The sequence below is a fragment of the Marinifilum fragile JCM 15579 genome (genome assembly GCF_001310955.1).
Classification (GTDB): Bacteria; Bacteroidota; Bacteroidia; order Bacteroidales; family Marinifilaceae; genus Marinifilum; species Marinifilum fragile.
On sequence record NZ_BAZX01000025.1, the window covers coordinates 12,725 to 25,999 of the forward strand.

Genomic DNA, 13,275 nt, shown 5'->3' on the forward strand with positions numbered 1-13,275 from the left:
AATTGAAAATTTCAAGTTATGTCGTATAATTTATTAAAAGGAAAAAAGGGGATTATTTTCGGGGCATTGAATGAAATGTCGATTGCCTGGAAAGTTGCAGAATTAGCTGTAGAAGAAGGTGCAGAAATCGTCTTGACCAACACACCTGTATCAATTCGTATGGGAACCATCGATGAATTGGCTAAAAAATGCAATGCAAAGGTAATTCCTGCCGATGCAACCAACCCTAAGGATTTGGATGAATTGTTTACCAAATCAATGGAAGTGTTGGGAGGAAGAGTGGATTTCGTATTACACTCTATCGGTATGTCTCCAAATGTTCGTAAGGGACACGCTTACGATGACTTAAATTATGAATACCTTAAGAAAACTTTAGATGTTTCAGCAACATCATTTCACAAAGTATTGCAATCAGCTAAAAAGCTAGATGCAATTAACGAATGGGGATCAGTAGTTGCTCTCTCATACGCAGCAGCACAAAGAACTATGTATGAGTATAACGATATGGCAGATGCGAAAGCAATGCTAGAATCAATCGCTCGTAGTTTTGGTTACATATATGGTCGTGAAAAACGCGTTCGTGTGAATACGATTTCTCAGTCACCAACAGTTACAACTGCAGGTAGTGGTGTAAAAGGATTCGATTCATTGATTGATTTCTCAGAAAGAATGTCTCCACTTGGTAATGCAGATGCTCAAGAGTGCGCTAACTACTGTATTACTTTGTTCTCTGATTTGACAAGGAAAGTAACCATGCAGAATCTGTTCCATGATGGAGGATTTTCTAGTATGGGTATGAGTTACAGAGCCATGAGCCAATACAACAAGAGTTTTAAAACTTGCGAAGATTGCGAGTAACAACAATATTAGAATTGTTTTAAAATCCGAGTTGTAAAACTCGGATTTTTTTTGCTCTAATGGGGAACTATATAGGTTGATTAGATTTTTTAAATCTAGTGATAATATGTACATTTGCCTTTAATTTTCTGAAGCTTGGTAAAGTTTTAAGGAAATACTGTTTTGATAGCCCAATAATAGATTAAAGCCGTTGCTAATGAAATTATTGATGTAGAGATTTTTCAAGAGTGTTAATACTCTTGTGGATATGTGAAGAGAGACTTGAACGGACTTAATAAAACCCATTGGGTAAGAAGAGAAGTAAATAAAATTATTTTCGAATGAAGGAATACAATATTAATCATTTAAGAGAACTTGAAGCGGAATCTATTTTCGTAATTCGTGAGGTTGCTGCTCAATTTGAAAATCCTGTGATGTTATTCTCAGGAGGAAAAGATTCCATCGTAATGTTTCACTTGGCACGTAAAGCATTTGCTCCAGCAAAAGTTCCATTTGCTTTAATGCATATCGATACAGGTCATAACTTTCCAGAAACTATTCAGTTTCGTGATGAATTGATGGATGAAACAGGAACTCGTTTAATCGTTCGCTATGTTCAAGATTCAATTGATCAAGGAAAAGTAGTGGAAGAAACAGGTTTTGATGCAAGTAGAAATAAATTGCAAACTGTTACTCTTCTTGATGGGATTGAAGATTTACAAGTAGATTGTGCTATGGGTGGAGGTCGTCGAGACGAGGAAAAAGCCAGAGCAAAAGAGCGTTTCTTTTCACATCGCGATGAATTTGGGCAATGGGATCCTAAAAACCAACGTCCTGAATTATGGAACCTGTTCAACGGCAAGAAGCACATGGGAGAGCACTTTAGAGTATTTCCTATTTCGAACTGGACAGAAATGGATGTATGGCAATATATCTATCTGGAAAATATTAAAATACCAAATATTTACTTCTCTCACGAACGTGAGGTATTTGTTCGTAATGGTAACCTATTGTCAGTTTCAGATTTTATTCCAATGCGTGATACCGAAACTGTTGAGAAAAGAATTGTTCGCTTTAGAACCATTGGTGATGCAACATGTACAGGTGCAGTAGAATCAGAAGCGAATAGTTTGGAAGATATTATTGAAGAAGTAGCAGCATCTAGAACTACCGAGCGAGGAACTCGTCATGATGACAAACGTTCTGAAGCAGCAATGGAAGATCGCAAAAAAGAAGGTTATTTCTAAACAGATAAGTTAATAGTTTTAAGCTTGAGGTTAACTCCAAAAGCTAACAGCTAAAAATATAGATATGTCAGATAAAACATCAGGATATTTAGATATGGAGCTTTTGCGATTCACTACCGCAGGTAGTGTAGATGATGGTAAAAGTACTCTTATCGGAAGATTATTATACGATAGTAAAGCCATTTTCGAAGATCAAATGGAAGCTATCGAAATCAGTAGTCAAAAAAGAGGTGACGAGGAAGTTGATTTAGCCTTGTTAACCGATGGATTAAGAGCAGAACGTGAGCAAGGGATTACAATTGACGTTGCTTACAGATATTTTGCTACTCCAAAGCGTAAGTTTATTATTGCGGATACTCCAGGTCATATTCAGTATACCAGAAACATGGTAACTGGGGCATCTACAGCTAATGCTGCTTTAATTTTGGTGGATTCAAGAAATGGTGTAATTGAGCAAACTTTGCGTCATTCATATATTGCGAACCTTCTGCAAATCCCTCACATTATTGTTTGTATCAATAAAATGGATTTGGTTGATTATTCAGAAGAAGTTTACAACAAAATCAAGGAAGATTACAAGAGGGTTGCTGAGAAATTGAATATTGAGGATGTCCGTTTCATTCCAATTTCAGCAAAATTTGGAGATAATGTTGTAGATGCGTCTGAATATATGGATTGGTACCAAGGATCTACTTTGTTAAATCTATTGGAGACAATCGAAATTGTTGATGATAGAAACCACCAAGATGCAAGATTCCCTGTACAATATGTAATTCGTCCTCAGTCTGATAAATATCATGATTACAGAGGTTATGCCGGTCGTGTTGCCAGTGGTGTTTTCCGCCCAGGTGATAAGGTAAAGGTATTACCTTCAGGACTAGAATCGACTGTAAAATCAATTGATACTTTCGACGGAGAGTTGGACATGGCATTTCCACCACAATCCGTAACAATTAATTTAACCGATGATATTGATGTATCAAGAGGTGATATGATTGTTTCTATAGAGAATTCTCCAAAGGTAGAGCAGGAAATTGATGCTATGATTTGTTGGATGAACGAGCGTGCTATGATGCCACGTGGCAAGTACACAATCAAACATACCTCAAATGAGGCTCGTTGTATGGTTCGCGACGTAAAATTCAAGGTTAATGTAAATACTTTGGAAGAGGTTACAGATGATAAGCTAGTAGGATTGAATGATATTGCATGTATTACTTTCAAATCTGCTAAACCACTATTTGTGGACCCATACAAAGAAAACAGAATTACTGGTAGTTTTATCATGATTGATGAAGGAACCAATGAAACTGTAGCTGCAGGTATGATTTTGTAAGCATTCAAAATTTAAATATATGAAGCTGATATCTAATGGGTATCAGCTTTTTTTATGCATAAAAAAAGGTGGCTTTATGCCACCTTTATCTTGTAGTAGTGTCAGGATTAAAACTTAAATCCAAAAGTAACTTTTACTTCATGTTTTTTATTATTCTCTTTAATTTGATCAGAAGCGAAATCAGGAGTAGAGTAGTATACAAACTGATTTTCTACATCGGCATAGCTATAAGCTAAATCCATAAAAAAGTTGTTTTGTTTGAAACCAAGACCCCCTGAAAACATGTCAAACCCATCATCAGCGCCTGAAACTTTAAAAGAGTTACCCATTTTTGCATATCCGGCACGTAGGCTTAAGTTAGGTGTTGCACGAAACTCTAAACCAGTTCGTAAATTGCCTGTGCTTTGGTAACTGGCTTTAATAATATCATTGGTGTCAGGATTTTCAGGTGTACCATTGAAATCATCTCCATCATCTCCATTGTAGAATTTTGCCTTTGAATAATCAATTAGTTCATAGTCTGCACTTAATATAAGTCTCTTCTTCAAAACCAGTGCTGCACTGAATGTTGCTTTTAATGGAGTTCTAAACTTATAAGAGTATTTACCTTGAGGCGATTGTGAGTAATAACTGGAATAACCATTTTCATCAGCCGTATTAAAGTTCGAAGCCATTGAACTATGGTAATCTTCATCAAAAGAATAGAAGGTAGGTGTATGAATAGAAGCTCCTAAACGAAGCCATTGTTCAGGCTTGTAAATCATACCTAGTTTAAAATTAGCACCTACACCTGATGACTTATAGTATTCTTCAAAAGAATAATCGTTAAAATCTGAATCGCTATTTGACAAAATACTTTCTGAAAATACTTTTGTTGATTTATAGTAAATGGATTGAATTCCCAATGAACCTCCAATGTAAAATTTGTGATTGTAATTGGCAGCAAAAGCCATAAGAAATTCGCCTGCATATCCTTTTTCATCAATGGTTTGTGCTTGATTCAATATTTCATCGGTAATCGCAATATACTGATTATTACTACCGCTAATTGTATCAATTAAATATGTATCGTAAGCTAAAAACTCTCTAAACGAATTTAAAGAATTGGGATGTCTGCCGTTCGAATTGTTGACCATTACGTCTAACAGTGAAGTTGGAGCTTCGGGTGCATTTGATCTAGCATTTTTCCTAAAAGTGTTCAATTTATTGTATCCAATTGCAAAGTTGAAGTTTTTCCAGCCTCCTTCTGATTCAATTCTAGGCTTGTTTGTTGATACATAACCTATATTTGAAATGCCAAGTGAATATTTATCTTCGTTTAAACTTGTTTTGGCTTGAATATTTAAGCTTTTAGTATCAGTATAATTAAAATTTGAAGAAAAGCTAAGTTCTGAAGTTCGGTAGACTGCTAATCCTGCTGGATTAATAGCTATACCAGTAAAGTCTCCGCCTAAGGCTCCAAAAGCTCCACCCATTGCAGCAGACCTTGCTGTGCCATTAAAATATTGCTTTGAGTAACGTAATGCATCATCGGCTGTTTGACCATAGGTAACTCCTGCAATGATTATAAATGAGATAAGAATATATATTCGTTTCATAATTTTAGGTTTTAATATTAGAACCCATATGGGAAAATATGTACTAATTAAATTAGAGTTGTTTTATTAGTATGGGGAAACTGGAGGATTGTTTCCCCATACTATTTTTATCTTCTTCTTGATCCACCCGATGATGATCGAGAACCACTTGATGATGATCTTGAAGTGCCACTTGATGAACGCACAGAGCTACCAGATGATCTTGATCCACTACTTGAAGATCTGTAAGAACTACTTTGAGATGAGCTTGATCTGGAGTTTGAGGATCTGTAAGCGTTTCCTCTGGAAGAACTTTTGGAGTTACCTCTCACTTTAGAGTATGAAGATCTTGTTGTCGATCTGTTCGAATAGCCCGAGTTTTGTGATCCTCTTGAAGAATTGTAAGTAGGTCGAGTAGCATTTCTTGTTTTATTATAGCTTGGAGCACTACTTCTTGTTGTATTCGAATATGTACTGCCAGGTCTTCTTGTCCTGTTCGTTTGTGTACCGTAACGAGTTCTTGAATTAGTAGTTGTACCACTTACACTTCTTCTGGTATTTGGATTTGTACCATTATATGTTCTACTGGTGCTGTTGTAGCGATTACCATAAGAACTTCGGTTTGCAGAACTATATCTTGAAGCTGCTCGAGTTCTTCTTATATCAGCTGCAGACGAAGAGCTTGCAGATCTTCTTGTAGCTACATTACTAGTTCTAGCGCTAGTAGTCCTGTTTGTACCTGTTCTATTAATACTAGTTCTTGCATTAGCTCTTCTGCTTACATTTGCATTCGAACTTCTGTTCGTTGCGTACGAAGAGGTTCCAACATGTGATCCTGTTGCAGTTCTTCTTCCATAATATACATTTCTTCCGTAATATCCATCATAATGACCTGCATAATGATGATGGTGTCCATAACCATAGTATCCATAATAATGATCATATGGATAGTAGTAATAACCATAGTGATAAGGGTAATGATAGTTCCATCCAAAATGAAGATCCCAATACCAAGAATCCCATCCAAATCCAATGCCCCAGCTTGGATAGTAAGATCCGTAAGGATAGTTATAAGCAAAATAATTGCCATATCTCATTGTGTGGAAATTATATGAATTATAATATCGATAATTGGTCCAGGTTGGAGTCCACCAAACTTTGTCTCCATCTACATAAACATTCCAATCAGAATCTCCTGCTAACCACATTGCTAAGCTATAACCACTACCATCGTAATAACCAAATCCTTGTGGATACATTGCCCTTAAGCGTTCAGCTTCTTCTCGGTCGTTTTCAGATCCTGTAAAACCTCCATAGTAATAACCACTTTCTTCAGCCTGATAAACCAATGTGTCAACATTGCCAATTGAATCATTCTGAAGAATTGCAGAGTATTGTTTTTGGATTTCAGAAAAATCGCGGTTGTCAGCTGGTGCGATACTTGATTTTGTTTCTGGTACCACTTTTGTTTGATTTTCTTGAGCAGGCGCAAGTGGATTGTCTTTTTTTGCAATCACAGTTTTGCTTTCAGCGTTTTGCACAATCAAAGGTGCATCGCTTGGGTCATAGTAAATATCGTCATCATAAAGGGAAGCTCCCATATATGAAGGCGAACATCCTGTTGCAAACAGGGCGGAAATTAATAGAATTTTAAAATAGGTTTTCATCGTAAGTCCTCCAATAATGAATATATAAGATAATTTTATACTTTTGTATTGAATTTTATTCAGCCTAAAAGTAGCAAATACTATACCAAAACTATATCGAATGGCAAAAGTTTTAACGAGCAGAAGCGAAAATTATTCGCAGTGGTATAATGATCTGGTAATGAAAGCAGATCTAGCAGAGAATTCTGCTGTGAGAGGATGTATGATTATTAAGCCTTACGGTTATGCAATCTGGGAAAACATGCAGGCAGAATTGGACAAGAGGTTCAAGGATACTGGTCACCAAAATGCATATTTTCCATTATTGATCCCAAAATCATTCTTGAGTAAAGAAGCAGATCATGTAGAAGGATTTGCAAAAGAATGTGCAGTTGTAACCCATTATCGTCTGAAAAATGACCCCAATGGGCGCGGTGTAGTTGTTGATCCTGATGCTAAATTAGAAGAAGAATTAATTATTCGACCTACTTCGGAAACCATTATTTGGAATACATATAAAAACTGGATTCAGTCTTATAGAGATCTTCCTATTCTTTGTAACCAATGGGCAAATGTAATGCGATGGGAAATGCGTACTCGTTTATTCTTGCGTACTGCAGAATTCTTATGGCAAGAAGGGCATACTGCTCATGCAACAAAGGAAGAAGCATTGCAGGAAACGGAGCAAATGATAAATATTTATGGCGATTTTGCTGAGAACTTTATGGCAGTTCCTGTATTAAAAGGTCGTAAAACAGAATCAGAAAGATTTGCAGGTGCTTTGGATACTTATTGTATTGAAGCATTGATGCAAGATGGAAAAGCATTACAGGCAGGAACTTCTCATTTCTTAGGACAGAATTTTGCAAAAGCATTTGATGTAAAATTTGCGAGCAAAGAAGGAAAAGAGGATTACGTTTGGGCTACATCTTGGGGCGTTTCAACTCGTTTGATGGGTGCATTAATTATGGCTCACTCTGATGATAACGGTTTGGTTTTACCTCCAAAATTGGCTCCAATTCAGGTGGTTATTGTTCCAATTTACAGAAAAGCAGAAGAGTTAGAGAAGATTGCTGCGAAGTTAGATCCTATTGTTGAGAAGCTTAAATCGATGGGAATTTCAGTGAAATTTGATGACAGTGATAACCGCAAACCAGGTTGGAAATTTGCTGAATACGAATTGAAAGGTGTACCTGTTCGTTTGGCGATCGGAAATCGTGATTTGGAAAATGGAACAATTGAATTGGCTCGTCGTGATACCTTAACGAAAGAAACCCTTCCAATAGAAGGTATAGAAGAAGTGATTGAGAAGTTACTTGAAGAAATTCAAGTTAATATTTTCCAGAAAGCACTTGATTTTAGAGCTGAAAAAACAACAAAAGTGGATTCATATGATGAATTTAAAGAGTTGTTGGAGACAAAAACTGGATTTTTCCTTGCGCACTGGGATGGAACAGCAGAAACAGAAGAGCAAATTAAAAATGAAACCAAAGCAACAATTCGCTGTATTCCTTTTGATGCAGAGGAGGAAGAAGGAGTTTGTATGGTTACTGGAAAGCCTTCAAAAAGACGTGTTGTTTTTGCAAAAGCATACTAAGAAAGTATACAATACAATCATAATAAAAAACAGTCATCGAAATATCGGTGACTGTTTTTTTGTATATTTACTCATTAACCTTAAACAACTATACAATGAACATATTAAATACAAAAGCTGCTATATTAAATACCATTCGAGATAAAGCTACTTTAAAGCAACAAGTGTATCAGAATACTAAAGAGATATTTGAAGATTTGCGAGATGTTTTGGAAGGTTTGGTGCTTGAGTATAATGCGGAGCTGCAAGGTGCAGATGAAAAAGTTCTGTTGGAATATGAAGATAGAGGCGAATTTGAATTTCAAATAAAAGTAGCTTCTGATATTTTGGTTTTTAGTTTGCACACCAATGTATTCCAATTTAATCGAGATCATAATGTTTGGGAGCAAGATTATGTAAAAACAAATCCCGATAATGCATACTCAGGAATCATAAATATTTACAATTTTCTTTACGATTCGTTTAAATATACTAGTTATGATGATCTAGGCTATCTGGTAGCTCGTATTTTTATCAATCGTGAAAAACACTATATTGTTGAAGGAAAGAGACAAATGGGACTCTTGCAAACTGATTTATCAGCCAGTAAGGCCAATAAAGAAAGTTTACGCAGAATTGTTGAAACGGCAATTAACTACTCCTTGAATTTTGATTTGTTGGTTCCACCATATGATGATGTTAAAATAATGTCGGTGGCACAAATGTTCGAGAAAATTCAGAATGCGAGAATACAAACAGGAAAACGACTGGGTTTTCAGTTTAAATCGGATGACGTTTAATATAGAATGATGAATTAAGAGTCAGGAATTACAATTATTTTCTAAATGATGAATTCAGAATTTTAGTAATATTGTAACGCTTCAAGTTTTTGGAGCGTTTTTATTTTACCTGAGGGTAAACTTATACTATTAACAATACACAACAATGAATACTGTAGTAGATAAATTTTTAAAATACGTAAAGTTCGATACCGAATCGGATACAGAAACAGGTTTGACACCGAGTACACCAGGTCAGATGGTTCTTGCAAAAGAGTTGGCCAAAGAATTGGAAGAAATTGGCTTGGAAAATGTAAGTGTAGATGAGAATGGATACGTAATGGGGGTTCTTCCTTCGAATATTGATAGAGAAGTTCCTAAAGTGGGCTTTGTTTCTCATATGGATACAAGTCCTGATTTTTCAGGAAAGCATGTAAAGCCTCAAATTTTGGAAGATTACAACGGAATGGATATCGTCCTAAATAAGGAGCAGAATATTGTAATGAAAGTTTCGGATTTTCCTGAACTGATTAAATATAAAGGTCAAACCTTAATCACAACAGATGGAACAACACTACTAGGTGCCGATGATAAAGCAGGAGTTGCCGAAATTATTACTGCAGTGGAATATTTGGCTAAAAATCCTGAGATTAAACATGGTCCGGTACATGTTGGTTTTACTCCGGATGAAGAAATTGGAAAAGGAGCAGACTTTTTTGATGTTAAGAAGTTTGGAGCGGATTTCGCATATACTTTAGACGGAGGAGAAATTGGGGAGTTGCAATACGAAAATTTCAATGCAGCCTTCGCCAAAATCACCTTTAAAGGACGTAATGTTCATCCTGGAATGGCAAAAGACAAGATGATTAATTCTATGACCATTGCGAATGAATTTGCTGCTCGTTTGCCGAAGGATGAGGTTCCTGAAAAGACAGAAGGATATCAAGGGTTTTATCATTTAATTGCTATCAATGGCGGAGTTGAGAGCACTTCTCTTCAGTATATCATTCGTGATTTTGACATGACCAATTATGAAGCTCGCAAGAAGTTCATTGAAGATTTGTGTTCAGATTACAATGCGAAGTATGGCGAAGGTACTGTTACTCTTGAAATGACCAACCAGTATTATAACATGCGAGAAAAGGTTGAGCCAGTAAAATATATCGTGGATATTGCCGAAGAAGCAATGAAAGAAGTAGGCGTTACACCTATGGTTATTCCAATTCGAGGAGGAACTGATGGTAGTAGATTATCATACATGGGCTTGCCTTGCCCTAATATTTTTGCAGGAGGACATAATTTCCATGGTAGATTCGAATATGTTCCGGTTCAATCTATGGAAAAAGCAGTTGATGTAATTCTGAAAATTGTTGACCTTATTGCTAAGAAATAATCGTATTCAATTTATATTACAAAAGGTAGCTTTATGGCTGCCTTTTTTTGTTTCCAAAAACCGCTTTGAAGTGATGAATTTTAAGATTTTACTCCTATTTGGTGCTCTTGTAAGGTGAAGTGGATTAGGTATTTATAATAGATGTTTTATGAATATTCCTTAACTTTAATAGACCTGATTGATGTGATTTGAGATTATATTTAATAGGTAAAGCATCTACATCAAAATTAGTACCGAATTGATGTAGAATAAATATCCCAATGGAAACAACCTTTAAATAAATTGAAGTATGGATGTAAAAGCTTTTGCAGCCTTCGAGGCTGGTGGTAAGTTAGAAGAATATCATTATCAGCTTCCTAATTTGGAAGACGAACAGGTTGATATTAAAGTGGAATATTGTGGCATTTGTCACTCAGATTTGAGCATGTTAAATAATGAATGGGGGATGACTCAGTATCCTTTCGTTCCTGGGCATGAAATTGTCGGAGAGATAATTGCCATTGGAAAGGCAGTTAATAATTTAAAAGTTGGTGATAAGGTAGGCTTAGGATGGATGTCAGGCTCTTGCATGCACTGTAATGAGTGTATGGATGGTAGTCACCATTTGTGTTCTGCACTAGAGCAAACCATTGTCGGAAGACATGGAGGATTTGCCGATAAGGTCAGGGCACATTGGTCCTGGGCAATTCCAATTCCTGCAGAAATGGATGTAAGTAAGGTCGGTCCGCTGTTGTGTGGTGGCATAACCGTATTTAATCCTATTGTTTTATCAGGTGTAAAACCAACCGATAAAGTTGGTGTAATTGGCATAGGAGGTTTAGGACATATGGCACTAAAATTCCTTAAATATTGGGGGTGCGAAGTGTATGCCTTTAGTTCGAATCCATCTAAAAAAGATGCCATTTTAAAAATGGGTGCCAGTAAGGTGATCAACTCGCGTAAACCTGAAGATTTGGAAAGTATTAGAGGGAAATTGGATTTTATTCTCAATACAGCCAATGTAACACTCGATTGGGATTCATATCTTTCTACCCTTGCTCCAAAAGGTAAGCTACATACGGTAGGTGCAGTGTTAGAACCAATGCAAATCCCCGCATTTAGTTTAATCATGGGCGAAAAATCAGTAGGTGGGAGTCCGCTGGGAAGTCCTGCATTGACCAGAACCATGCTTGATTTTTGTGTGAGGCATGAAATTTATCCTACCGTTGAAGAATTTCCGATGTCACAGGTCAATCAAGCATTGCAACATCTTGAAGAAGGGAAGGCACGATACAGAATTGTATTAAAAAATTAGAGAATTTTGATTTCAATAAAAGGCAGTCGATTGGCTGTCTTTTTGGTTTAAACTGATTTACACAGAATTTCATTTATTTAGTTTTTTCTCCAATATCTTTCCTCCTCGATACATCGAAACCAATACCGGATGTATTTCATTTCCCAATTGGCTTAGGCTATATTCTACTTTTGGTGGGACTTCCGGGTATATTTTCTTAAGGATAAAGCCAGATTCCTCTAATTCTTTCAGGTTTTTACTAAGCATTCGATCGCTAACATCAGGAATCAATTTCACCAATTCGGAGTATCGTTTTGTGCCTTGTTTCAGGTGTAAAATGATCGTTGCCTTACGCTTTCCTTTTACGTAATTAATAAATGTATCGATGGGACAAACTCCTTTTTCCAATGTTTATAGATTTTTTATGGCTTGATAATCAGTAAATCAGAACAAAATGTTAGTATGTGATGCAAATGTAAGTTCTTGATTTGTAGATTAAATGCTTGTAATTTTGTTGCAAGATAAGAATAAATAACAGAACCGTTATGGATAAAGAATTTAAAGCACTTCGTATTAGCGAAGAGAATGGAGAATACAAAAGAGAGATTGTAAGCAGAAAGATTGAGGATTTACCTGAAGGGGAAGTTTTAATTCGTGTAGGTTACTCCTCGTTAAACTATAAAGATGCCTTGTCGGTATCGGGAAATAAGGGAGTAACCAGAAACTATCCTCACACTCCTGGAATTGATGCTGCCGGTATAGTAGAGGAATCATCAAGTGATAAATTTAAAGTGGGTGATGAGGTTATTGTTACCAGCTATGATTTGGGAATGAATACCGATGGAGGATTTGCTGAATACATTCGAGTTCCTGCCTGTTGGGTTGTGGCTTTGCCAAAAGAACTAAGCTTTCGGGATGCGATGATTTATGGAACAGCAGGTTTTACGGCTGCACTTTCTGTGTATAAACTATTAGCATCAGGTCAAACACCAGAAATGGGACCGGTTGTAGTTACTGGGGCTTTAGGTGGTGTAGGTAGCATTGCCATTAGTATTTTATCATCATTAGGTTTCGAAGTGGTTGCGGCAACTTCTGAACCTACTGGAGGGGAAGATGTATTGCACGAACTAGGAGCCAGCAGTCGAATTTCAAAAGAGATTACTGATGATCAGTCGGGAAGACCATTGTTACGACCGCTTTGGGCTGGTGCCATTGATGTAATCGGTGGAAATACCTTGCATACCTTATTGAAAGCTTGTAAGCCTATGGGAACCGTAACATGTTGCGGAAACATAGGATCAGGAGATTTACCCATGACTGTTTACCCATTTATTCTTAATGGTATCAGCTTGATTGGTATCGATTCTCAAAATTGTCCAATGGAATTAAGACAAAAAGTTTGGGATAAATTGGCTGCTGATTGGAATGTATACAAACATAAGGAACAGGTAATTGAATCTTCTCTAGAAGAATTGGATACTTATATCGATTTAATGTTACAAAAGAAAAGTAGAGGAAGAGTAATTGTGAAACTCTAAGGTTTCATTAGATGTTTATTGATTAAGGCAGCCATTGGGCTGTCTTTTTTGTTACTATTTATTAGTATTTGGG

General features: G+C 36.4%; 11 protein-coding genes. 8 read left to right on the top strand and 3 right to left on the bottom strand.

Features of this window, described 5'->3' with window-relative positions; genetic code table 11:
* Positions 1-18 precede the first annotated feature (18 nt).
* From JCM15579_RS15455 to cysN, 3 genes are all read left to right on the top strand, one after another.
* Positions 19-858, top strand: coding sequence for an enoyl-ACP reductase FabI (locus JCM15579_RS15455; RefSeq protein ID WP_054721401.1), 840 nt, complete (start codon positions 19-21; stop codon positions 856-858).
* Positions 859-1,178: 320 nt separating this feature from the next.
* Positions 1,179-2,084 carry a sulfate adenylyltransferase subunit CysD gene (cysD, locus tag JCM15579_RS15460; protein WP_054721403.1) on the top strand — a complete coding sequence of 302 codons (906 nt, stop codon included), beginning with the start codon at positions 1,179-1,181 and terminating at the stop codon, positions 2,082-2,084.
* A 64-nt stretch (positions 2,085-2,148) separates the two neighbouring features.
* Entirely contained in the window at positions 2,149-3,420 is a 1,272-nt protein-coding gene (cysN, locus tag JCM15579_RS15465; protein WP_054721405.1) for a sulfate adenylyltransferase subunit CysN, read from the top strand.
* 107 nt (positions 3,421-3,527) lie between these two features.
* Here cysN and JCM15579_RS15470 read toward each other — a convergent pair whose 3' ends face one another.
* Together JCM15579_RS15470 and JCM15579_RS15475 are read right to left on the bottom strand one after the other, a co-directional pair.
* Complete coding sequence (locus JCM15579_RS15470; RefSeq protein ID WP_054721408.1) at positions 3,528-5,018, bottom strand: OmpP1/FadL family transporter; 1,491 nt, start codon at positions 5,016-5,018, stop codon at positions 3,528-3,530.
* 107 nt (positions 5,019-5,125) lie between these two features.
* The gene (locus JCM15579_RS15475) at positions 5,126-6,664 is read right to left on the bottom strand and encodes a hypothetical protein (protein ID WP_054721410.1); all 1,539 of its coding nucleotides are present in this window, start codon (positions 6,662-6,664) and stop codon (positions 5,126-5,128) included.
* A gap of 100 nt (positions 6,665-6,764) precedes the next feature.
* Between JCM15579_RS15475 and proS the strand changes: the two genes are divergently transcribed.
* The 4 genes from proS (at position 6,765) to ahr (ending at position 11,685) form a co-directional block, all read left to right on the top strand.
* The gene (gene proS, locus JCM15579_RS15480; protein ID WP_054721412.1) at positions 6,765-8,240 is read left to right on the top strand and encodes a proline--tRNA ligase; all 1,476 of its coding nucleotides are present in this window, start codon (positions 6,765-6,767) and stop codon (positions 8,238-8,240) included.
* A 95-nt stretch (positions 8,241-8,335) separates the two neighbouring features.
* Positions 8,336-9,019 (top strand): hypothetical protein, encoded by a 684-nt coding sequence (locus JCM15579_RS15485; protein ID WP_054721414.1) that lies wholly within the window; start codon positions 8,336-8,338, stop codon positions 9,017-9,019.
* 145 nt (positions 9,020-9,164) lie between these two features.
* The gene (pepT, locus tag JCM15579_RS15490) at positions 9,165-10,391 is read left to right on the top strand and encodes a peptidase T (RefSeq protein ID WP_054721416.1); all 1,227 of its coding nucleotides are present in this window, start codon (positions 9,165-9,167) and stop codon (positions 10,389-10,391) included.
* Positions 10,392-10,680: 289 nt separating this feature from the next.
* Positions 10,681-11,685, top strand: a complete 1,005-nt coding sequence (gene ahr, locus JCM15579_RS15495) for an NADPH-dependent aldehyde reductase Ahr (protein WP_054721418.1) — start codon at positions 10,681-10,683, stop codon at positions 11,683-11,685.
* A gap of 69 nt (positions 11,686-11,754) precedes the next feature.
* Here the strand turns inward: ahr and JCM15579_RS15500 are convergent, their stop codons facing one another.
* Positions 11,755-12,072, bottom strand: coding sequence for a winged helix-turn-helix transcriptional regulator (locus JCM15579_RS15500; RefSeq protein ID WP_054721420.1), 318 nt, complete (start codon positions 12,070-12,072; stop codon positions 11,755-11,757).
* 137 nt (positions 12,073-12,209) lie between these two features.
* Between JCM15579_RS15500 and JCM15579_RS15505 the strand changes: the two genes are divergently transcribed.
* Positions 12,210-13,202, top strand: coding sequence for a YhdH/YhfP family quinone oxidoreductase (locus JCM15579_RS15505; protein WP_054721422.1), 993 nt, complete (start codon positions 12,210-12,212; stop codon positions 13,200-13,202).
* Positions 13,203-13,275 lie beyond the last annotated feature (73 nt).